Here is a 21,810-nt window from a genome sequence, read left to right as displayed (position 1 = left end):
GGCCGCTGGCGGACCCTTCGTCACACCACCGCCAGCCCACGGCAGATCGGCGACATCGTCCGCGCCGCTCTCCACCTCACCCACTTCGAATACCGATACCTACCGAATCCATGCTGAGATCACGTCAATGGAACTGCAACGCTGTGGCTGGGACCAACGAGCGGTGGTACTTCCCACCGGCAGGCGCGGCGGCGACACCCCTGCCGCACGAGTCCTTCACCCCGATCTCTGTCATCCAGGCGCCGCGACCGGGTGCGACAGAGCCCCCGTTGACCTACGCCTACGTGGACAACCTCGGCAACCTGTGGCACGGCCACCAGGAGGACGCCGACAACTTCAACGGCGTGCAGTGGACGGCCATCGGCGAGGGTGAGGCCTTCTCCGGCCAACCGGTTCTCTCGTACCAGGCGGACAGCCGCGTTCAGGTGGTGGCGCACAACACGGCCGACGGCGACACCTGGCTGCGTACCCAGACCACCGCTGGGCAACCGCAGTGGAACCCCTTCCAGGACGTGGGCGGCTCCAATCTGACGCACCCGACGGTGGGCCGCCTGCCGGACGGCAAGCTCGTCGTCTTCACCCTGGCCGGTGGGGGACTGTGGCACCTGCCGCAGGACGGCGTCCAGGCGCCGTACCTCGGTTGGCGGTTTGTCGGCGGCAGCGGCCTGGTTGGCCGACCGGTCGCGGTGACGATCCGCGACGGTCTCCAGCTTTTCGCCGCGGATGCGAACGGTGCGCTACACACGGCGACCTACCGGGGTGGTGCCCTGTCGGACTGGACCAGTCTCGGCGGGACGGGCCTGAACGGCATCCCGGCAGTTGTCGTCTATCCGGGGTTCCGGCTGCGGGTCTTCGCTCGTTCCGCCGACGGCACCATCGTCAGCAAGGTGCAGGACGGGAGCGGGGCGTTCGGCGCGACCTGGGAGCAGATCGGTGACCTGGTGGCCGTCGGTTCGCCCGGTGCCGTGCTCAACCCCAACAACGGTCTGACCGAAGTGGTGGCGCGGACTGCCGACGGATCTATCCACTACGTGACCGAGACCGCCCAGGCATCGGGTGTCTGGGGAGTTTGGCAACAGGTCAGCAACACCACCGGGCTCGCCGCCGCAGACCCGAGCGTGGTCACGTTCTCCCGGGACGGCGGACCGACCTGGGGGTTCCTGCTGCGTCCGCAGCAGGGCAACCCCCGGATGTACGTCCGGACCCTGTTCGAGGGCCTCGCCCGTGGCGCCGGGGACGACGACCTTTTCACCGCCGTCGACCTGCCGGCGCTGCCGGGGTGAGCTGACTGTAGAGGTGAGGACGGGGCCCTTCCCACAGAAGGGCCCCGTCCTTTCACTCGGTGCGGAGGCCGGAGGGGCGGAGCAGGCGCCAGAGCGCCGGCAGGCTGAACGCCGTCACCAGCAGGACCACTCCGGTGGCGAGGCCGGACATGCCGGCGATGCTCGGCCAGTCGAGGCGTAGCGGCTCGTTGACCATGGCGAGCAGGGTGCCGCCGAGGGCCGTACCGAGAACGATCGCGAGGACCAGGCCGAGCAGCACCGGTACGGCGGTCTGCCAGAGCACCGACCAGCTCAACGTGCTGCGTCGGGTGCCGAACGCGACCAGTACGGCGAGCATCCGGCGCCGTTCCCGCAACTGCTCCAGGATGCCGACCAGCAGGCTGGCGCCGAGCAGCAGCAGGGTCGCCACCACGCCGATGAACAGGCCGCGCCGGATCTGCGCGAACCGGTTGGCCTCCGCGGTGGCACGCAACGGCTGGACCACCGCCGTCGGGGTTACCTCGGCCGCCGCGTTGCGGACCAGCTCGATGGTGTCGGGTCGGGTGAGGTCGGCGGTGAGGAAGACCCGACCGTCCAGCCCGCGCAGCGCGGCCAGGTCGACGGCGCCAGGGGTGGCGAGGACACCGGTCACCCGACCCGCTCCGGGGTCGTCGCGGACCGGTACCGTCGGCAGGTCGGTCGGCAGGGCCCACCGGGTGGCGGTGGCCGGATCCCGGAAACCGACTTCCATCCGCTGTCCCGGGTCGGGCAGGTTCGGTGTGGTCTGGTCCGGGAAGTCCTGGTCGACGGCCCGGAAGACGTCACCGTCCGCGCACCGGTCCAGGGTGGCGAGTTCTCGCAGCGCGGCGCAGTCGCCGATCCGGAGCAGGACGGCGGGGCGTTCGCCGTACTCGTCGGGTTTCGAGTCGGCGGCGGTCATGCTGACGTCGAGGGTGGTGATCACGCCGTCGACCCCGGGTACGGCGCGGAACCGCTCGGTCAGCGGTCCGAGGGCGGCTCCGGCGAGGTTGTCGTGGACCAGCACCATCGCCTGGGCCCGGCTCACGTCCTGGCCGGTGGACTGCACGTAGTTGTGCTGCACGCCGGCGAAGAGCATCTGCAGGGCGATGCCGCCGGCGACCGCGACCGCGACGCCGCCGACCATCCGGGCCGACGACTCGGTGTCGAGCTGGAGCCGGCGGATGGCGAGCTGCCAGGAGACCGTGCCGCCGCGCAGCCGTCGGACCACCGCCTCGACCACCCAGGGCAGCAGCGCGGCGACCCCGATCAGCAGCAGCATCACCCCGATGATCACCTGGACCTGGTTGAAGGCGCCGCTGGTCTGGTCGATTCCGCCGAGCAGCGGGGCGAGCAGCAGGGCGCCGACGACCGGCAGGACCAGCCGCCACCAGAGGCGGCGTCGACGGGCGGCGGAGCGGCGGACCACGCCGAGCGGTTCGACGACGATGCGGCGGAGCGCGAGTTGGGCGACGGCGACCGCGACCGCCGGCACCGCCAGCGCGATCAGTATCGCGAGCACCGGGCTGGGCTTGACGTCGGAGGCGAAGACGCTGATTCCCTGCAGCGTGACCAGTTCGACGAGTTGCCGACCGACGAGGAAGAAGACCGCGCCGGCGAGCAGGCCGAACAGCGCGCCGACCAGCGCCTCACCGGCCGCGACCCGGCGGGTCGTCACCGCGTCCGCGCCGACCAGCCGCAGCGCGGCGAGTCGCCGGTCCCGGGCCTCGCCGCCGAACCGGACCGCGGCGGCGATGAAAACAGCGATCGGCAGCAGCAACACCACAAAGATGATCAGTACGAGCAGCATCAGCACCGGGTCGAGGCCCTCGCTTGTCGACTCACTGCCGAAGTGGTCGATCCGGAACGTACCGCCACCCGGACGGAGCTGGTCGGTGCCGAGGTAGTAGGCGTACTCGCCCGGGCCGGAGAGACCCTGGTCGGCGATGGTATCGACGACCGGGTGGTCGAGCCGGGGTCGGAGCAGTGCTCCCTCCGGGGAGGCGAGCAGGTCGGCCAGGGCGGGGGAGACCACCATCTGGCCGGTGCCGGGTACCCGGGTCAGGCCTGGTGGCACCGGCGGGTGTGCCCCGTCCGGCTGGAGCAGCCGACCCCGGATCTGGATGCCGCGATAGGCCGTGTCGGCCGAGGTGACCAGCAGGGTCTGGTCGCCGGGCGGCGGCTGCCCGCCGCCGAAGAACTGGTCGTCGCGGGCGGCGGTCCGCTCCGAGCGCCCGTCGAGCATGGTGGAGATCGAGGAGCTGGTCAGCAGCAGGGCCACGCCGAGACCGACGCCGAGCGCGGTCATCAGGGTCCGGAGCAGCCCGTTGCGCCCGCCGGCGAAGACCAGCCGGGCGCCGAGGGCGAGGTCCGCGGCCCAGCCCGGGCCGCGCCGAGCGGCGCTCACCGCTGTGCCAGGACGGTCTCGCGGGTGCGGCCGTCGCGCACCACGACCTCCCGGTCGGCGTACGCGGCGACCCGGGCCTCGTGGGTGACGAGTACCACCGCCGCGCCGGTGTGCCGGGCCGCCTCGGTCAGCAGCCGCATCACCTGTTCGCCGTTGAGCGAGTCGAGGGCGCCGGTCGGCTCGTCGGCGAAGACCACCCGGGGGGCGGTGACCAGGGCCCGGGCCACCGCGACCCGCTGTCCCTGCCCGCCGGAGACCTCGCCGGGACGCTGGCCCGACACGTCGGTGACCTCGAGCCGGCCCAGCCACTCGACGGCCCGGCGTTCCGCCTCGCGGCGCCGGACGCCGCCGAGCCGCAGCGGCAGCGCGACGTTCTCCAGGCAGGTCAGCTCCGGTACGAGTTGGCCGAACTGGAAGACGAACCCGAAGTCGCTGCGGCGCAGCGCGCTGCGTTCGGCGTCGGACATGGTGGTGAGGTCCCGGTCGCGGTAGCGCACCTGGCCGGCGTCGGCCCGGACGATGCCGGCCATGCAGTGCAGCAGGGTCGACTTTCCGGAGCCGGAGGAGCCCATCACCGCGACGATCTCACCGGCCCGGACGTGCAGGCTGGCGCCGTCGAGCGCCGAGGTCGTCCCGTACGTTTTGTGCAGGTCGACCGCCGAGAGCAGCGGACGGTCGTCGGGGCCGGGGGTGTTGGTCATGGCGTGCTCCTGTCGAGCCGGGGCGCCGGGATCCGCAGCGTCGCGGCAAGCTGGTCGAGCCGGGCGGCGGTCAGTTCCAGCCACCGCAGGTCGGCCTCGAGGTGGAAGAGGGCGAAGTCGCAGATCAGGTGGTCGGCGAGGTCGCCGTCGGCCTTTCGCCGGGTCAGTTCGCGCATCACCCGCAGGTGCTCGGTGCGTTGGATGTCGAGGATGTCGGCGGCGTCGCGGCCGGTCAGCAGGCCGAGCACCACCTTGGTGTAGAGGGTGTTCTGCAGGTAGGTGTCCGGTTTCTCCGGCTGGGCCAGCCAGCGTTCGACGTCGGTCACCCCGGCGGTGGTGATCGCGTAGCGCTTGCGCTCCGGGCCGGCGCCCGGCTCGACCCCGTCGACCTCGACCAGGCCGCCGCGCAGCAGCCGGGCGAGGGTCGAGTAGACCTGCCCGTAGTGCAGTGGCCGGGACTGGCCGAAGCGTTCGTCGTAGAGCCGTTTCAGCTCGTAGCCGTGCCGGGGGCTGCTCTCGAGCAGGCCCAGGAAAGTCTGTCCGATCGCCATGAATCGGACTCTACATGACGCGTATACATGGCGTGTATAGCTGGGGTGTGTAGTTGATGGAGATCGATCTATCTGTGAGGTTTCGTTAACACGACAGACATCGAGGAACTCAGATTCATGAAATCCTTCATTCCTACGGTTCGTGGCACTACGCAGCGGCCCTCGTCGAAAGGGGTAGTTGGATGCCACGAGGCGCGAGAAGACGGTCGGTCATGCTGGCCGCGGCGGCGGCGGTGCTGCTGGCTACCGGCGGCTGTGCCAAGGATCCGACGGCGGCGTCGGGTGCGGGCGGCGGGGACACCATCAAGGTCGGCATCCTGCACTCACTGAGCGGCACCATGGCGATCAGCGAGGTCACGGTACGAGACGCCGAACTGCTCGCCATCGAGGAGATCAACGCGGCCGGCGGACTGCTCGGCAAGCAGATCGAACCGGTGGTCGAGGACGGCGCCTCCGACTGGCCCACCTTCGCCGAGAAGGCGCAGAAGCTCATCTCCGCCGACCGGGTCGCCACCGTCTTCGGCGGGTGGACCTCGGCCAGCCGCAAGGCGATGCTGCCGGTCTTCGAACGCAACAAGGCGCTGCTCTGGTACCCGGTGCAGTACGAGGGGCTGGAGAGCTCGCCGTACATCTTCTACACCGGGGCGACCACGAACCAGCAGATCGTGCCCGGTCTGGACTACCTCAAGCAGCAGGGCGCGAAGAGCCTCTTCCTGGTCGGCAGCGACTACGTCTTCCCGCGTACCGCAAACAAAATCATCAAGGCGTACGCGGCGGCGAACGGCATGACCATCCTCGGCGAGGAGTACACCCCACTCGGCCACACCGAGTACAGCACCGTGGTGAACAAGCTCCAGCAGGCCCAGCCCGACGCGGTCTTCAACACCCTCAACGGGGACAGCAACGTCGCCTTCTTCAAGCAGTTGCGCAGCAGCGGAATCACCGCCGAGCTGATGCCGACCGTCTCGGTCAGCGTCGCCGAGGAGGAGGTCGTCGGCATCGGCCCGGAGAACGTCGCCGGCCACCTGGTCGCCTGGAACTACTACCAGACCACCACCGGCGCCCGTAACGACGCCTTCGTGAAGGCCTTCAAGGCCAAGTACGGCACCACAAAGGTCACCTCCGACCCGATGGAGGCCGGCTACAACGCGGTCCACCTCTGGGCGGCGGCCGTCAGGAAGGCCGGCACCGTGGAGGTCGAGGCGGTGAAGAAGGCGGCCGGCGGCATCACCCTGGAGGCACCCGAGGGGACCGTCATCATCGACGGTGAGAACCAGCACGTCTACAAGACCGCCAGGATCGGCCTCGTCCAGCCGGACGGCCAGATCAAGGAGGTCTGGAACTCCGGCCAGCCGATCAAGCCGGACCCGTACCTCAAGGGGTACCCGTGGGCCACCGGCCTGTCCTGACCGGCGCCGGACGGAGGTGAGGCGGGCATGGCGACGCTCAACCAACTGGTCATCGGCGCGAGCATCGGAGCGGTGCTGCTCCTGATCGCGCTCGGGCTGACCTTCACGTTCGGTCAGATGGGCGTGATCAACATGGCCCACGGCGAGTTCATCATGGCCGGGGCGTACACCGCGTACCTGCTGCAGCCGCTGGTCGGCAGCCAGTCGGTGCTGGTCGCCCTGCCCATCGCCTTCGGCGTCGCCGGACTGCTCGGCCTGATCCTCGAACGGCTGGCCATCCGGCACTTCTACGGTCGACCACTGGACACCCTGCTGCTCACCTGGGGGATCAGCCTCATCCTGCAACAGGTCGCCCGGGACATCTTCGGCGCGCCGAACGTGCAGGTCCGGGCGCCGGGCTGGCTGACCGGCGGACTCGACCTCGGCGGTGTACGACTGCCGTACAACCGGATCTTCATCATGCTGCTCGCGGTCGGCTGCGTGCTGGCGATCTGGGTCTACCTGACCCGGCTCAAGCACGGCCGCCGGATGCGCGCGGTGATGCAGAACCGGCAGCTCGCCGCGGCCAGCGGGGTCGCCACCGAACGGGTCGACCAGCTCACCTTCTTCATCGGGTCGGGGCTGGCCGGGGTGGCCGGGGTGGCGCTCACCCTGATCGGCCCGGTCGGTCCGACCCTGGGCACCAACTACATCGTCGACGCCTTCCTGGTGGTGGTCGCCGGCGGTCTCGGACAGCTACGGGGCGCGGTCATCGCCGCCTTCGCCCTCGGCATCCTGAACAGCTTCGTCGAGTTCTGGGTCGACAACGGAGCCAGTTTCGCCAAGGTGGTGGTGTTCGCCGTGATCATCGGATTCCTCCAGCTCCGTCCGCAGGGCATGTTCGTCGTCCGTACCCGGGCGCTGTCGTGAGCGCCGCCGTGGACGTACCCGGAAAGGGGGCCGGCGCGGCACGGCGGTGGCGGCTGGCCGGGCCGGCGCTCTTCACCGGTGCGGCGGTGCTGCTGCTGATCGCGCCGGCGGTGCTCTCGCCGTTCCGGCTCGACCTGCTCGGCAAGTACCTCTGCTTCGCCATCGTCGCCGTCGGCATCGGCCTGGCCTGGGGCCGGGGCGGCATGCTCACCCTCGGCCAGGGCGTCTTCTTCGGCCTCGGCGGCTACGCGATGGGCATGCACCTCAAGCTCCGCGAGGCCGGGCCCGGCGGGCTGCCGGACTTCATGGTCTGGAGCGGGGTGGAGAGCCTGCCGGCGCTGTGGCGACCGTTCGCCAACCCGGTCTTCGCGCTGGCCATGGTGGTGCTGCTGCCGGTGACCGTGGCCGTCCTGCTCGGCCTGCTGGTCTTCCGGCAGCGGGTCCGGGGCGCCTACTTCGCGGTGCTCTCCCAGGCGCTCGCCGCCGCGTTCGTCATCCTGCTGGTCGGCCAGCAGGGGCTGACCGGCGGCACCAACGGCCTGACCAACTTCCAGACGTTCTTCGGGCTCGACCTCTACCAGCCGGGCGACAAACGGATCCTGTACCTGGTCGTGGCCGGGGTGCTCGGGGTCGTCTTCCTGGTCGCCTGGCAGCTCGCCCGCAGCCGCTTCGGCCAGCTGCTGGTCGCGGTCCGGGACGGCGAGGACCGGGTACGGTTCCTCGGCTACGACCCGGCCGTGGTCAAGACCATCGCGTTCGCCGTCTCCGCCGGAATGGCCGGGATCGCCGGTGCGCTCTTCGTGCCGATGGTCGGCCTGCTCAGCCCGGCCAACCTCGGCATCGTCGCCTCGCTGGAGCTGCTGATCGGGGTGGCGGTCGGCGGTCGGTTCTCGCTGGCCGGCGCGGTCGGCGGGGCGCTGCTGGTCAACTACGCCAAGACCATCTTCAGCGAGCAGTCCGCCGACAACTGGGTCTACCTGCAGGGCGCGATGTTCGTGGTGGTGATGCTCTGGGCGCCCCGGGGCCTCGCCGGGGTGTTCACCGACGTCCGGGCCGCGCTGGGGCACCGGTGGCGACCCCGCCCGGCACCGGCGGCCACCCGGCCGACCGACGCCACGCCGGCCGCCGACCCGTCAGCGACCGACCCGCCGCCGGCCGGGGCGCAACGCGAGGAGGTACGGGCGTGACCGGGCTGCTCCAGATCCGCGGCCTGAACGTCGCCTTCTCCGGCTTCCGGGCCATCACCGACCTCGACCTCACCGTCGCCGCCGGAGAACTGCGGTTCCTGATCGGTCCGAACGGTGCCGGCAAGACCACCCTGATCGACGTGATCACCGGCCTGACCCGGCCCACCTCCGGGTCGGTACGGTTCGCCGGCGAGGAACTCGTCGGCCGGCGGGAACACCGGATCGTGCGGCTGGGCATCGGCCGCACCTTCCAGACCTCGGTCGTCTTCGAGCAGTTGACCGTGCTGGAGAACCTGGACCTGGCGGCGAGTTTCCGCCGACCGCTCGCCGCCCGACTTCGCCGCCGTCGGGACGTCTCGGACCAGGTCGCCGCCGCACTGGAGACCACCGGGCTCGCAGACCTGGCGTACCGGCAGGCGGGGGTGCTCTCGCACGGCCAGCGGCAGTGGTTGGAGATCGGCATGCTGCTGGCCCAGCAGCCCCGGCTGCTGCTGCTCGACGAACCGGTGGCCGGGATGAGCCGCGACGAACGGGCCCGGACCGGCGAACTGCTGCGCCAGGTGGCCCGGGACCACACCGTGATCGTGGTCGAACACGACATGGACTTCCTTCGCCGGTTCGCCAGCACCGTCACCGTGCTGCACGAGGGGCGGCTGCTCTGTGAGGGGACGGTCGCGCAGGTGCAGGCCGACCCCCGGGTGCAGGAGGTGTACCTCGGTCGGACCCGCAGGGAGACCGCCGAACTGGTCAAGGAGGCGTCCTAGATGTTGACGGTGCGGAACCTCGACGTGGCGTACGGCCGGGCGCAGGTGCTCTTCGGGGTCGACCTGGTGGCCCCGGCCGGCGACCTGGTCTGCGTGATGGGCCGCAACGGGGTCGGCAAGACGACCCTGCTCAAGGCGATCATGGGTGTGCTGCCGGTCCGGTCCGGCCGGGTGCTGTTCAACGGCCGCGACATCACCACACTGAAGACCCACCAACGGGTCAGCCTCGGTCTCGGCTACGTGCCGCCCGGACATCCGACCTTCCCGCAGCTCACCGTGGCGGAGAACCTGCAGGTGGCGGCCGAGGCGGCGGGCCCGGCCAGCCGGGGAGCGGTCGACGAGTCGCTCGACCTCTTCCCGGCGCTGCGTGGCCTGCTGCGACGCCGGGCCGGTTTCCTCTCCGGCGGCCAGCAACAGCAGCTCGCCATCGCCCGCGCCCTGGTCAGCCGACCGAAGATGCTGCTGCTGGACGAGCCGACCGAGGGCATCCAACCGTCGATCATCCTGGAGATCGAGGAGGCGGTGCAGCGGTTGCACCGTGACCTCGGCCTGGCGATCCTGCTTGTCGAGCAGTACCTGGAGCTGGCGCTGAGGCTGGCGGACCGGTTCGTGATCCTGGACGCCGGTGAGGTGGTCCGCTCCGGCGACCGGACCGAACTGCAGGACCCGTCGGTGCACACCCTGTTGTCGGTCTGACGACCGTCATCCAAGGTTGCGCCGTGGTGGGGCGAGGTGTCCAAGGAGGCGTTCAACATCGGCCTGGACGCACTCGCGCGCGGGTTGAGGAACTGGGCCGACTGCCGCACCGGGAAACGTGCCGGTAGGGCGGTCGGTTTCTCCCGGTTCAAGTTTCGCCGCCGTACCACGCCCAGGGTGCGGTTCACGACCGGGGCGATCCGGGTCGAGCCTGACCGAATGCATGTGGTGCTGCCCCGGCTGGGCCGGTTGAAGCTGCACGAGTCCGCCCGCAAACTGGCCCGGCGTCTGGAGGCGGGCACGGCGCGGATCATGTCCGCCACCGTGCGCCGCGACGGCGGACGCTGGCACGTAGCGTTCACCGTCGAGATCTCGCGGGTCGAACGTCGCCCGACCCGGCCGCAGTCGGTGGTCGGCGTCGATGTCGGGATCACGCACCTCGCCGTACTGTCCACCGGCGAGCTGGTCGACAACCCGCGCCACCTGACCGCCGCGCGGCAACGCATGCGGGCACTCGGCCGGGCACTGTCGGGTAAGACCGGACCGGACCGACGGACCGGCCAGCGTGCGTCGAAACGCTGGGAGCGGGCAGCGGCCCGCCTCGGCCGGGCGCACGCCCGGGTGGCGAACCTGCGCCGTTACGGGCTACACAAGCTCACCACCCGCCTCGCCCGCGAGCACGGCACCGTCGTGGTCGAAGACCTCAACGTCACCGGCATGCTGCGTAATCGACGGCTGGCCCAGCACATCGCCGACGCCGGGTTCGCCGAGATCCACCGCCAACTGGCGTACAAGACGGTGTGGAACGGCGGCCGGCTGCTCGTGGCCGACCGCTGGTATCCGTCCTCGAAGACCTGCTCGGGCTGCGGCACGGTGAAAACCAAGCTCGCCCTGTCCGAGCGTGTGTACGAGTGCGAGGCGTGCGGTCTGGTCATCGACCGCGACCGCAACGCCGCCGTGAACCTGGCCGCCCTCGCGGCCGAGTGTGACACCGCCGGGAGTGGCCCGGTGGCAGCACGTGGAGCCGACCAGAAGACCCGCCCCGGCGGGCAGGTGGCAGTGAAACGTGAACCCGGCACCGTGTCAACGGGTCAGACCGGGACCGTCCCACCGCAAGGCGGGACTACCAACCGTGCGCCCACCAAAGCGCACTGAGAGAGGTAACGGATGCCGCTCCTTGCCGAGGGCACCGCGGCGGGAATGACCCCGACTAGCATGGCTGGACATGGCCGTCGATGCGACGAGGTTCGATGAGCTGGGTGACCGGGGGTGGCGGCCCGCGTGGTCCCAGGGACGACTCGGGGCGTCGCCGACCAGACTCGGACCGCACCACCCGGTGCCGGCCTGGGTGACCGGGCTGGTCGACCACTCCGACGAACGCGACGGCCGGCCCCGGGTGCTGGTCACCAGCTATGCCGGAACGCGTGCCCTCCTCGACCTCGCGGACGGGCGGCTGATCGGCCCGCCGGAGGACCGGCCCTACGCGAGCGTCTGCGCGCTTGTCCGGATCGACGGCGAACCCGTGATCGTGTCCGGCGGCGGGACCGGTCACCTGCAGGTGAGCGACCTGGCCAGCGGACGCCTGCGGTGGCGGCGGTGGTGCGGTGACGTGCGGGTGCTGGCCACCGCCGTGCTCGGTGGACACCCGGTCGCGGTGCTGGCCGGCGGGTCGTCCCCGCTGCAGGTCTGGTCGCTCGCGGCCGAACAGGGGGAACGGCTGGCGACGGTACGGGTGGACGGCGGTCGGATCGCCGCGCTGGCCGCGGCGGAGCGGCACGACGACGTCCTGGTGGCCCTCGGCGGTACCGCTGGCCGCGTCACCACCTGGCGGCTGACCGGTGTCGCCCCCGGCCGGGTGCGGGTCGAGCCGGTGGGTGAGTTCCGGTTCGAGGAACCGGGCCTGGTGAGCTTCCTGCGGTTCGCGACCTGGCGGGGACGGCAGGTGTTGCTCGGCGCGGCCGGCCGGCTGGCCCGGGTCTGGGACGCGGTCGGCGGCGAGCCGCTCGGGCCGTCGTTCGTCGGGCACGCCGGCCCGGTCAACTCGGTCGCGTCGGGTCGGTTCGAGGCCCGGCCGGCGATCTGGAGCAGCGACAACGTGGCCGTCCGGGCGTGGCTCCCGGAGACCGGTGAGCAACTGGGCGAGCCTTTCCGGTACCCGTACGAGGCGGCCCTCACCAGCCTGACCGTGGTGCGGATCAACCGACGGCCGATGGTGGTCAGCGGGGACACCGCCGGCATGGTGTGGGTGTGGGAGCCGGAGTGGCCGTACCCCTTCCGACGTGGTGCGGCGCCGTCGGGACGGGACGAGCCACCCGGCGGGCCCGGTCCGGTCCGGTTGGCCACCGTGGAGTTCGCGGGCCGGCCGGTCGTACTGGTGGGACAACCCGGTCGGGCGGTCCGGGCGGTGGACCCGACGGACGGGAGCGAGGTGGAGGTGCCGGTCGACGGGCGCGGGGCGGTCCCGCTGCTGGTGCCGGGCGACCGGCCGGTACTCGCCGAGGTCGGACCGGACGGGCTCACCCTCCGGGAGCCGGCGACGGGGGACCGGGTCGGGACCGTGCCCCGCCCGCCCGGGGCCCCGGGGCCGCCCGATCCGCCGCTCGCCTCGACACTGCTGGGCGGGGTGTGGACTCTGCTGGTGGCGGTGGGGGAGCAGGTGCTCGTCGTCGACGGCGCGACCGGGGCCGTCGTCGGGTCGTGGACCGGGCACTCCGGACCGGTGCACACGGTGGTCACCGCCGAACTGGCCGATCTGCCGGTCGCGCTGACCGTCGCCGGGGACGACACCGTACGCCTCTGGAGCCTGCGCTCCGGGCGAGGTCTCGGCGTCGTGCTGACCGGCCACGGCGGGACCGCCTCCGCCGTGACGGCGGCGACCGTCGACGGGCGGACACTGCTGTTCGGCGCTGACCGGAGCGGAGCGGTCCGCAGCGTCGACGTGACCGGTTTGGTCCAGGCGGAACTGGCCGCGGTGCGGCCACCGGACCGGGCACCGGAGGATGTGGGGCCGGACGGCGGGGTGGGGCCGGGGTTGCCCGAACCGGTCGTCGTGCTGACCGCGACCGGACCCGTGCGGTCGCTCGCGGTGGTCCGGTCAGGTACGCGGTCGTGGCTGGTGGCGGCCGACGGTGCGACGCTGCTCTGGACCTCCCTCGGCGACGACGACACACCTCGGCGCACGACCGGGCTCGGCACGCCGGTGGCCGACCTGCTGGCGCTGCCGGAGGCGCTGGTCGTGGCGACCGCAGACGGCCTGGTCGGCTACCGGTTGGGCGTCCCCGGCCCGCTACGAGGCTGACTCCGGCGGGTGCCGGGCGCCGGTCTACGGCTCGTACCGCAGTTCTCCGGCCCGGATCGGCTCGGCGACCCGGTTCTCCTGGGGGGCCAGGGGACAGGCCCAGCGGTCGTCGTACGCGCAGGAGGGGTTGTAGCCGTAGTTGAAGTCGAGTCGCAGCCGGTTGCCGGGCAGGACGGTCACGCCACGTCCGAAGGTGCCCTTCACCGTGTCGGTGAGATAACGGCCACCACCGTAGGACTCGGGCCCGCAGGAGCCGTCCCGGTACGGCAGGAACAGCCCGCCGCCGTAGGCGTTCAGCCACCACAGGGTCAGCGGACCCCAGGGCGTACGGGCGATGCCGACCCGCCGGTACCGGAGCACCCCGTCCGGGCCGCCGGTGTCGATCTGGTGATCGCCCTCGGCTGGCTCCACCGGCACCTCGACCACGGCGTCCGGGTTCGGCGGGAAGTAACGCAGCCCGGTGAACCCGGCCCGCCGCTCGACCGGGATGGGTGACTGCGGGTGTCGGGCGAACAGGTCGTCGCGGGCGGCCCGGAATGCGGCCAGGTCGCCCGGGCCGAGGTAGAGGCGGGCAACCTGCTCGCGCCAGTCGGCCAGGTCCAGTTGATCCACCCGGCCCAGGCTAGCGCGCGGGCGGTCAGGCGGGCGCGGATCGGGCGGACGGCCGCTCGGCGAGGCTCGCCTCGGAGTCGAAGAGCAGGCACGACGAGGTGGCGTACGCGATCAGCCGGCCCTGGTCGTCGGTGAGTTTCGCCTCGGCGAGCGCGGTGCGGCGTCCCCGCTGGATGACCGTGCCCTCACAGCGCAGCACGCCGGTGGCGACGGTGGCCGGCCGGAGGAACTTCACGTTGAGGTCCAGTGACGTGTAACCGGTCCCGGCCGGCAGCGTGCTGTGTACGGCGCACGCGGCGGCGGTGTCCAGCAGGATGGAGAGCACCCCGCCGTGCACGCTGCCCAGCGGGTTGTAGTGGAACTCCTGGGCGGTCATCTCCAGCGTCACCCGGCCGGGGTCGGCGGTGATCCGGTCCAGCCCGACCATCTGCATCACCGGCGGTGCCGGCACCTCACCGGCGATCATCGCGCGGAGCAGGCCGAGCCCGTCACGTCGGCCGAGTTGGGCGGCGCTCTCGGCAGGGTCGGACCAGGAGAACGAGCGATGGCGCGTGACGGGCTGCGTCTGGGTCATGGATGCAGCCTGGCAGGCGCTTGCTGGGTCTGTCAATGAGACTTAGCCTGGCGGCATGACAACAGCACCCGAGGCGCTCGACTGGTCCGTGGAGAACTGCACGATCGCCCGGGCCATGTCGGTGCTCGGCGAACGGTGGACCCTGGTGGTGCTGCGGGAGGTCTTCAGCGGCATCCGGCGCTTCGACGACATGCGCAAGCGGACCGGCATCCCCCGCCAGGTGCTCACCGCCCGGCTGGCGATGCTGGTGCAGCGGGGCGTGCTGCGGCGGGAGCCGTACCGGGAACCGGGCGCCCGGGTGCGTCACGAGTACCGGCTCACCACGATGGGGCTGGAGCTGTGGCCGGTGCTGGTGGCGATCCTGGAGTGGGGTGACCGCCACCTGGCCGACCCCGAGGGCTCACCGCTGACCACGGTGCACCGGGACTGCGGAGCCGAGGTGCGGGCGGTGCTGCACTGCGCGGCCGGCCACGAGGTGACCAACCCCCGGGAGGTCGTGCCGCGTCCGGGCCCGGGCGCCCGCCGACGGGACATCGCCGGCTGACGCCCGGACCCGGTGCCGTCGCGGGCGCCGCTACCAGCCGAAACCGGCGTTGTACGAGACGTTCGCGAGGACCTGCTGGCCAGCGGTGTTCGGGTGGAAGTAGTCCCAGCCGGACAGCTGGTTGAGGCTGAACGGGTAGTTGAAGATCGCGTTGCCGTCGAAGGCGCAGTTGGCGCCGTACGCCGAACAGGCCTGGGCGAGCTGGGTGTTGTAGTCGATCACCCGTTGCCGCACCCGGGTGCGGCGGTCGACGTCGGCCTGGGCGTTGGAGGTCGGGCTGGCCAGCATCGACTGGCAGATGCCGAACAGCGACCAGGCGGTCCGGGCGGCGAGGTCACCGCGTCCGACCGACCAGAGTCGCTGGATGTCCGGGATGCTGATCACGAACACCCGGGCGTTCGGCAGTCCGGCCTTCAACCGGCCCAGCGCGGTGTCGATGTTGGCCCGGAAGGTGGCCACCGGGGTCATCCCCGACTCCGAGCTGGCGCAGGCGTCGTTGGCGCCGATCAGCATGGTGACGTACCCGACGGTGCGGGCGACGGCGGCGTCGGCCTGGCCGGGCATGTCCGCGGACTCCGCCCCGGACTCCGAGACGTTGTGGTTGTTGCCGTTGATCGCCGGATTCGTCGTACGGATCCGCAGGTAGTGGCTGTTGACCGAGGAGTCGGTGCCGGTGCTGAACGAGCGGGACGGGCAGTCGACGTACCAGCCGCAGGCGTTGAAGCCGCGGGTGATCGAGTCACCCATGCTGGCCATCGAGGCGGGCGGGGGTCCGGGGTCGGCGCTCGCCGGGACGGCGAGGCTGGCGGCGCCGAGGCTGGCGGCGGTGACGAGCGCGGCGGCGGCGAGTAGGACGGAACGGGCTCTCCGGATCGGGGAGCGGGTCTTCCGGATCGGGCGGGGGGCGGTGGTACGGGACATCGACGGCCTCCGGATCACGGTGCCTGGGCCAGTGGGGGTGCGCCAGAGCATATAGACAGACCTCAGTGTGGACAACGGTGGTTACCGGCCGGTTGCCAAGGCTCATCCATAAGGCGTACGTCCTGCTGTAGTCGATATGTTACGAGTCTTGTTCATGATCTTATATGTCTGAATACTCGTGGGAGATGTGCCGCAAGGCGGCGCAGAACCCTCCAAACCCCCCTTGGGAGGCTCCATGCGACCCACGAGGTCCCCGATCCGTCGTGCCGCGGTCGTCCTCAGCGCCGGCGCCCTTGTCGCCGGGATGATGTCCGGTGCGCCGGCGTACGCCGCCGCGCCGGTGGCCCCCGCGTCTCCGGACGCCGCGACGGCGCTCTCCGACCGGCTCGGCGCCCGTTCGGCCGGCACGTACCTGGACGAGGCCACCGGAAAGATGATCGTCACCGTCACCGACGAGGCAGCCGCCCGTGAGGTCCGGGCCTCCGGAGCCACCCCCCGGATCGTCGCCCGCGGTGCCGCCGAACTCGCCGGCGTGACCGCCGAACTGGACCGGTCGGCCCGGATCCCCGGCACCGCGTGGTACGTCGACCCGGTCAGCAACCAGGTGGTCGTCGACGTGGACAGCACCGTCACCGGCGCCAAACTGGCGAAGATCAAATCGGTCGTCGCCCCGTTCGGCGGCGCGGTACGGGTCCAGGCGATCCCCGGCACGCTGAGCACCACCATCTCCGGCGGCAACGCGATCTACACCGGCGGCAGCCGCTGCTCGCTCGGCTTCAACGTCCGCAGCGGCAACACCTACTACTTCCTGACCGCCGGGCACTGCACCAACGCCGGGGCGAACTGGTCGGCCAGTTCCGGCGGTTCGGTGATCGGCACCCGGGCCGGCAGCAGCTTCCCGGGCAACGACTACGGCATCGTCCGGTACGCCAGCGGCGTCGCCCAGCAGCCCGGCGACGTCACGCTCTACAACGGCAGCTTCCGGGACATCACCGGGGCGGCGAACCCGAGCGTCAACCAGTCGGTGCAGCGCAGCGGCAGCACCACCCAGGTGCGCAGCGGCCGGGTGACCGCGCTCAACGCCACCGTCACCTACCAGGGCAGCGGTACGGTCTCGGGCCTGATCCGGACCACCGTCTGCGCCCAGCCGGGTGACAGCGGCGGTCCGCTCTTCGCCGGCACCACCGCGCTCGGGCTGACCTCCGGCGGCAGCGGCAACTGCTCCACCGGCGGGGTCACCTTCTTCCAGCCGGTCGTCGAGGCGCTCAACGCGTACGGCGTCAGCGTCTACTGAACCGCGCGTCCCCTGACCGGGCCGCCGTCCCCGTCCGGGACGGCGGCCCGGTTTGCTCGACGGTGGCGGTACCAGCGCAGACCGACCAGCACCACGACGAGGGGCCAGACCGCCTCCGTCCCGGCGGCCACCCGCTCGGCGAGGCCGGCCGTCGGCCCGTCCGGCAGTTGTCGCGCCAGCCACAGTCCGGCCCCGAGCATCACCCCGCTCGCGACGAGCCCCGCCGGCCGGCGGAGCACCCACGGGCGGTCCGACCGGTCGGTGCGTCGGGAGCCGGGGGACGGGGCGGTGCGGCGGGGGCCGGGTGTCAGGGCGGCCACCGCCGGCCAGGCGGCCAGCGCGACGAAGGCGACCACCGCCGCGATCCCGTGCGCGGGCGGGGTGACCGAGTCGACCTTCGGTACCGCCGCCACCACGATGGTCGCGACGCCGCCGAGCCCGTACACCAGCCGTCCGGCGAGCGACACGAAACGCAGGCCGACCGCGGTCACCAGGTGCGCCAGCCCGAGCCCGGCCAGGCAGGTGACCAGGATCAGCTTGTCGACCGGCCCGTAGGAGGAGAGCAGACTGATGGTGTCGGCGACCGGGTCGTAGCCGTCCGGCTCGCGGACCGCCGCCAGGGTCCACCCGACGGCCAGGAGCGCCGGGGCGGCCACCGCGGAGAGCACCCCCCACCAGGGCACCACAGGCATGACCTGACCCTACGTGTCCAGCTGGTCGCGACAGGTCAGGTCGGCCGGTACTCCATCTCCGGTCGGCCCGGTGCGCCGTACCGGGGGCTGCGGGCCACCCGACCGACGTCGACCAGGTGTTCCAGGTAGCGCCGGGCGGTCACCCGGGAGATGCCGGTCCGGGCCGAGACCTCGGTGGCGGACAGCCCCGGTTCGGCCCGCAGTGCGGCGAGTACCGCGTCCAGGGTCTGGGTGCCGAGACCCTTCGGCAGGGTGTCGGCGTCCGCGCCGCGCAGCGTGGCGAACATCCGGTCCACCTCGTGCTGGGCGTCGACCGTACCGTCGACCAACGCCTGCCGACGGTACTCGGCGTACCGTTCCAGCTTGTCGCGGAACGCCGCGAAGGTGAAGGGTTTCAGCAGGTAGTGGGTCACCCCGAGGGCGACCGCGGCCCGCACCACGGCGAGGTCCCGGGCCGAGGTCACCGCGAGCACGTCGGTGACGCTGCCGGCGGCCCGCAACGCCCGGCAGACGTCCAGGCCGTGCAGGTCGGGCAGCCGGAAATCCAGGAGTACGAGGTCCACGCCCGCCCCGCCGTCGGCGCGCAGCGCCGCCATCGCCTCCCGGGCGGTGTGCGCGACGCCGACCACACGGAACCCGGGCACCCGTTCGGTGTACGCCCGGTGCGCGTCGGCGAGCAGCGGCTCGTCCTCGACGACGAGCACCCGGATGGCGTTCACCGGCCGACCTCCGGTGCGGCGGCAGCCTGCTCCGGGCCGGTCGGGTCGCCCGGTTCCGCCGCCTGTCCCTGGTCCGCCGCCTGTCCCTGGTCCGCCGGCTGTCCGGGAACGGTGGACCGGCCGGGGATCGGCAGCCGGACGCTGAACAGGGTGCCGCCCTCGGCGGGACGGGTCACCTCGACGGTGCCGCCGTACCGGGCGACCACCTGGCCGACCAGGGCCAGGCCGAGCCCGCGTCCGGGGCTCTTCGTCGACCAGCCCCGGCGGAACGCCTCGGTGACCTGGCTCGGGTCGAGCCCGGGCCCGTTGTCGGTGACCTGGACCGTCACCTCCGCCTCCGTCGCCCCGAGGTGGACCCGGACCCGGCGGGGCGGCGTGGTGCCGGCGACCGCCTCCAGGGCGTTGTCGACCAGGTTGCCGACGACGGTGAGCAGGTCGCCGATGGGCAGCGGGTGCCCGTCGAGCCGGGAACCGGGGTCGACGGTCAGGTCCACGCCACGTTCGCCGGCCCGGGCGGACTTGCCGAGCAGCAGGGCGGCCAGTGCCGGTTCGGTGACCGCGCCGACGACCCGGTCGGTGAGCTGCTGGGCCAGACTCAGCTCGGCGGTGGCCAGCCGGACCGCCTCCTCGGTACGCCCCAACTCGACCATGGTCAGTACGGTGTGCAGCCGGTTCGCCGACTCGTGTGCCTGGGCCTGCAACGCCTCGGTGAGTCCGCGTACCGAGTCGAGTTCACTGGCCAGCGTCCGCAGCTCGGTGTGGTCGCGCAGGGTCAGCACGGTCCCGGCGGCCCGGCCGTGGAAGGTGGTCTCCCGCTGGTTGGCCACCAGCATGCGATCACCGGCGATGACCGGTTCGTCGTGGGCCGGGCGACCGGAGACGATCAGTTCGGTGACCGCCGGCGGCAGCCCGAGCTCGGTCACCCGCCGGTCCTGGGCGAGGCTGGTCCCGGCCAGCCCGAGCAGCCGTCGGGCCTCGTCGTTGACCAGGGCGACCCGGCGGTCCGGGGTCAGCACCACCAGCCCTTCCCGGACCGAGTGCAGGACGGCGTCGTAGTACTCGTACATCCGGGTGATCTGGGCCGGTCCCAGGCCGTGCGTCTGGCGGCGCAGGCGGCGGCTGAGCAGCCACGAGCCGGCGGCGGCCAGGGCGAGCGCGGCGGCGGTGGCGGCGAGCAGCGCCGGTGCCTGCGCCAGCAGCTTCCGGTTGATCGCCTCGGTGGTGATGCCGACCGAGACCAGGCCGACGACCTCGCCGTCCGCGTCCCGTACCGGCGCCACCGCCCGCACCGACTCGCCGAGGGTGCCGACGTTGACCGTGGTGAACGCCCGACCGGCGAGCGCCGGGCCGATCTCGCCGACGAAGGGCTGGCCGATCCGGTCCGGGTTCGGGTGCGAGTAGCGGGTCCGGTCCGGCGCCATCACCACCACGAAGTCGGTCCCGGTGGCCTGCCGGGTGGCCTCCGCGTACGGCTGGAGGCGGCTGGCCGGGCTGGCGGAGCGCAGTGCGGTCGCCACGTCGGGGGAGTGCGCGACCGCCTCGGCCACGGCGAGGACCCGTTCCCGCGCCGCGGTCCGTACGTCGGTGCGGGCGAGCAGCACCGCGCCGACCATGCCGGCCACGACCAGCAGGGTGACGACAAGGACCTGCAGGGCAAAGAGTTGCCCGGCGATGCTCCACCGTCTGGACATGGGCTGCGGTGCTCTGCTCTCTCCGGGGTGCGCGGCTGGCCGTTGTACGAGGTCACGGCCGGATTGGGGGGCCGTTCGGAGTCTGGCCGGTGAACACAATGAACGCAAGGCTGCCTCGGGACGGGTCGCGGGTCACTGTGACCCCATGCACACCCCCACCAGCATCCGGCCGCGACGGGACCGGACCCGTTTCCTGTATCTCGCCGTCATCATCGCCGTTGTCGCCGGCATCGTCGTCGGGTTCGTCGCGCCCGACGCCGCCAAGGAACTGAAGCCGATCGGCACCGGCTTCGTCGCGCTGATCAAGATGATGATCAGCCCGGTCATCTTCTGCACGATCGTGCTCGGGGTCGGGTCGGTCCGCCAGGCCGCGAAGGTCGGCAAGGTCGGTGGCCTGGCCCTCGGCTACTTCCTGATCATGTCGACGGTGGCGCTCGCCATCGGCCTGGTCGTCGGCAACATCGTGCACCCCGGCTCCGGCCTGCACCTCGGCGCCGCCCAGGCCGCCGCCGGTCAGGCCCAGGTCAGCGGGGACAGCGAGGGGACCGTCGACTTCCTGCTCGGGATCATCCCGACGTCGCTCTTCTCGGCGCTCACCGAGGGTGAGGTGCTGCAGACCCTGCTGGTCGCGCTCCTGGTCGGCTTCGCCGTGCAGGCGATGGGCCGCCGGGGCGAGCCGGTGTTGCGTGCCGTCGGCGTGGCGCAGCGGCTGGTCTTCAAGATTCTGGCGATGGTGATGTGGTTGGCCCCGATCGGCGCCTTCGGGGCGATCGCGGCGGTGGTCGGCGCGACCGGTGTCGACGCGTTGAAGAGCCTGGCCCAGATCATGGTCGGCTTCTATGTCACCTGCGCCATCTTCGTGATCGTCTTCCTGGGTCTGCTGCTCTGGCTGATCGCCCGGATCTCGATCTTCTCCCTGCTGAAGTACCTGGGTCGGGAGTTCCTGCTGATCCTCTCCACCTCCTCCTCCGAGTCGGCGCTGCCCCGGCTGATCGCCAAGATGGAGCACTTCGGGGTGAGCAAGCCGGTCGTCGGCATCACCGTTCCGACCGGCTACTCGTTCAACCTCGACGGCACCGCGATCTACCTGACCATGGCCTCGCTCTTCGTCGCCGAGGCCCTGGGTAAGCCGCTGGCCATCGGCGAGCAGATCTCACTGCTGGTCTTCATGATCATCGCCTCGAAGGGTGCCGCCGGGATCACCGGTGCCGGACTGGCCACCCTGGCCGGCGGTCTGCAGAGCCACCGCCCCGACCTGGTCGACGGCGTCGGCCTGATCGTCGGCATCGACCGGTTCATGTCCGAGGCCCGGGCGCTGACCAACTTCGCCGGCAACGCGGTGGCGACGGTGCTGATCGGCACCTGGACCGGGGAGTTCGACCGGGGGCAGGCGCGGGCCGTACTCGCCGGGCAGCGACCGTTCGACGAGGCGACCATGCTGGACGAGGACGAGTCGGCCGACGACGCGGAGCCGTCGGCCGACTCTCCGGCCGACGACACCCGGCTGGCGAAGGTCTCCGGGTAGCGGACGCCGCTGAACCAGCGTCGTCAGGCAGCCACG

At 71.8% G+C, this 21,810-nt stretch carries 19 protein-coding genes and 1 pseudogene; 11 read left to right on the top strand and 9 right to left on the bottom strand.

Features of this window, described 5'->3' with window-relative positions; genetic code table 11:
• The first annotated feature begins 143 nt into the window (after nucleotides 1-143).
• A complete protein-coding gene (locus ABGB05_RS20905; protein WP_347655131.1) occupies nucleotides 144-1,283 on the top strand; it encodes a hypothetical protein in 1,140 nt (379 codons plus the stop codon).
• 52 nt (nucleotides 1,284-1,335) lie between these two features.
• Here the strand turns inward: ABGB05_RS20905 and ABGB05_RS20900 are convergent, their stop codons facing one another.
• From ABGB05_RS20900 to ABGB05_RS20890, 3 genes are read right to left on the bottom strand one after another with little or no spacing between them, the layout of a single operon-like run.
• The gene (locus ABGB05_RS20900; RefSeq protein WP_347655130.1) at nucleotides 1,336-3,687 is read right to left on the bottom strand and encodes an ABC transporter permease; all 2,352 of its coding nucleotides are present in this window, start codon (nucleotides 3,685-3,687) and stop codon (nucleotides 1,336-1,338) included.
• Nucleotides 3,684-4,388, bottom strand: a complete 705-nt coding sequence (locus ABGB05_RS20895; protein ID WP_347655129.1) for an ABC transporter ATP-binding protein — start codon at nucleotides 4,386-4,388, stop codon at nucleotides 3,684-3,686. The genes ABGB05_RS20900 and ABGB05_RS20895 overlap by 4 nt, the downstream gene beginning before the upstream one ends.
• Complete coding sequence (locus tag ABGB05_RS20890; RefSeq protein ID WP_347655128.1) at nucleotides 4,385-4,939, bottom strand: PadR family transcriptional regulator; 555 nt, start codon at nucleotides 4,937-4,939, stop codon at nucleotides 4,385-4,387. The genes ABGB05_RS20895 and ABGB05_RS20890 overlap by 4 nt, the downstream gene beginning before the upstream one ends.
• Nucleotides 4,940-5,151: 212 nt before the next feature.
• Here ABGB05_RS20890 and urtA point away from each other — a divergent pair, with 212 nt between their 5' ends.
• The 7 genes and pseudogenes from urtA (at nucleotide 5,152) to ABGB05_RS20855 (ending at nucleotide 13,202) form a co-directional block, all read left to right on the top strand.
• Nucleotides 5,152-6,348, top strand: coding sequence for an urea ABC transporter substrate-binding protein (gene urtA, locus ABGB05_RS20885; protein WP_347655127.1), 1,197 nt, complete (start codon nucleotides 5,152-5,154; stop codon nucleotides 6,346-6,348).
• A 27-nt stretch (nucleotides 6,349-6,375) separates the two neighbouring features.
• Nucleotides 6,376-7,257 carry an urea ABC transporter permease subunit UrtB gene (urtB, locus tag ABGB05_RS20880; protein WP_347655126.1) on the top strand — a complete coding sequence of 294 codons (882 nt, stop codon included), beginning with the start codon at nucleotides 6,376-6,378 and terminating at the stop codon, nucleotides 7,255-7,257.
• On the top strand, nucleotides 7,254-8,444 hold the full coding sequence (gene urtC / locus ABGB05_RS20875; protein ID WP_347655125.1) for an urea ABC transporter permease subunit UrtC: 1,191 nt from the start codon (nucleotides 7,254-7,256) through the stop codon (nucleotides 8,442-8,444). Before urtB ends, urtC begins: the two co-directional genes overlap by 4 nt.
• Nucleotides 8,441-9,208 (top strand): urea ABC transporter ATP-binding protein UrtD, encoded by a 768-nt coding sequence (gene urtD / locus ABGB05_RS20870; RefSeq protein WP_347655124.1) that lies wholly within the window; start codon nucleotides 8,441-8,443, stop codon nucleotides 9,206-9,208. The genes urtC and urtD overlap by 4 nt, the downstream gene beginning before the upstream one ends.
• On the top strand, nucleotides 9,209-9,904 hold the full coding sequence (gene urtE, locus ABGB05_RS20865) for an urea ABC transporter ATP-binding subunit UrtE (RefSeq protein WP_347655123.1): 696 nt from the start codon (nucleotides 9,209-9,211) through the stop codon (nucleotides 9,902-9,904). It begins immediately after the preceding gene.
• Nucleotides 9,905-9,925: 21 nt separating this feature from the next.
• A pseudogene (gene tnpB / locus ABGB05_RS20860) lies at nucleotides 9,926-11,059 on the top strand (IS607 family element RNA-guided endonuclease TnpB); the annotation flags it as partial.
• 70 nt (nucleotides 11,060-11,129) lie between these two features.
• On the top strand, nucleotides 11,130-13,202 hold the full coding sequence (locus ABGB05_RS20855) for a hypothetical protein (RefSeq protein WP_347655122.1): 2,073 nt from the start codon (nucleotides 11,130-11,132) through the stop codon (nucleotides 13,200-13,202).
• 24 nt (nucleotides 13,203-13,226) lie between these two features.
• Here the strand turns inward: ABGB05_RS20855 and ABGB05_RS20850 are convergent, their stop codons facing one another.
• Nucleotides 13,227-13,814 carry a DUF1684 domain-containing protein gene (locus ABGB05_RS20850; protein WP_347655121.1) on the bottom strand — a complete coding sequence of 196 codons (588 nt, stop codon included), beginning with the start codon at nucleotides 13,812-13,814 and terminating at the stop codon, nucleotides 13,227-13,229.
• A 25-nt stretch (nucleotides 13,815-13,839) separates the two neighbouring features.
• Complete coding sequence (locus ABGB05_RS20845; protein WP_347655120.1) at nucleotides 13,840-14,388, bottom strand: PaaI family thioesterase; 549 nt, start codon at nucleotides 14,386-14,388, stop codon at nucleotides 13,840-13,842.
• Between the two features lie 55 nt (nucleotides 14,389-14,443).
• On the opposite strand from ABGB05_RS20845, the gene ABGB05_RS20840 reads away from it, so the two are divergent.
• Entirely contained in the window at nucleotides 14,444-14,932 is a 489-nt protein-coding gene (locus tag ABGB05_RS20840) for a helix-turn-helix domain-containing protein (RefSeq protein ID WP_347655119.1), read from the top strand.
• A gap of 30 nt (nucleotides 14,933-14,962) precedes the next feature.
• On the opposite strand, the gene ABGB05_RS20835 is transcribed toward ABGB05_RS20840, so the two are convergent.
• Entirely contained in the window at nucleotides 14,963-15,853 is an 891-nt protein-coding gene (locus ABGB05_RS20835) for an SGNH/GDSL hydrolase family protein (protein WP_347655118.1), read from the bottom strand.
• Nucleotides 15,854-16,088: 235 nt separating this feature from the next.
• Between ABGB05_RS20835 and ABGB05_RS20830 the strand changes: the two genes are divergently transcribed.
• Complete coding sequence (locus ABGB05_RS20830; protein ID WP_347655117.1) at nucleotides 16,089-17,147, top strand: S1 family peptidase; 1,059 nt, start codon at nucleotides 16,089-16,091, stop codon at nucleotides 17,145-17,147.
• Here the strand turns inward: ABGB05_RS20830 and ABGB05_RS20825 are convergent.
• From ABGB05_RS20825 to ABGB05_RS20815, 3 genes are read right to left on the bottom strand one after another with little or no spacing between them, the layout of a single operon-like run.
• On the bottom strand, nucleotides 17,141-17,839 hold the full coding sequence (locus ABGB05_RS20825; protein WP_347655116.1) for a DUF998 domain-containing protein: 699 nt from the start codon (nucleotides 17,837-17,839) through the stop codon (nucleotides 17,141-17,143). The two genes, ABGB05_RS20830 and ABGB05_RS20825, sit on opposite strands and share 7 nt — an antisense overlap.
• Nucleotides 17,840-17,874: 35 nt before the next feature.
• Entirely contained in the window at nucleotides 17,875-18,558 is a 684-nt protein-coding gene (locus tag ABGB05_RS20820) for a response regulator (protein ID WP_347655115.1), read from the bottom strand.
• Nucleotides 18,555-20,249: a sensor histidine kinase gene (locus ABGB05_RS20815; RefSeq protein WP_347655114.1), complete on the bottom strand. Its 1,695-nt coding sequence runs from the start codon at nucleotides 20,247-20,249 to the stop codon at nucleotides 18,555-18,557. Before ABGB05_RS20815 ends, ABGB05_RS20820 begins: the two co-directional genes overlap by 4 nt.
• A gap of 145 nt (nucleotides 20,250-20,394) precedes the next feature.
• Here ABGB05_RS20815 and ABGB05_RS20810 point away from each other — a divergent pair, with 145 nt between their 5' ends.
• Entirely contained in the window at nucleotides 20,395-21,774 is a 1,380-nt protein-coding gene (locus ABGB05_RS20810; protein ID WP_347655113.1) for a cation:dicarboxylase symporter family transporter, read from the top strand.
• The last annotated feature ends 36 nt before the right edge of the window (nucleotides 21,775-21,810 follow it).

This window comes from Plantactinospora sp. B5E13 (assembly GCF_039871775.1).
Taxonomy (GTDB): Bacteria; Actinomycetota; Actinomycetes; order Mycobacteriales; family Micromonosporaceae; genus Plantactinospora.
Note: the sequence above shows the minus strand (reverse complement) of the source record. Positions and strands in the feature narration are given on the sequence as shown.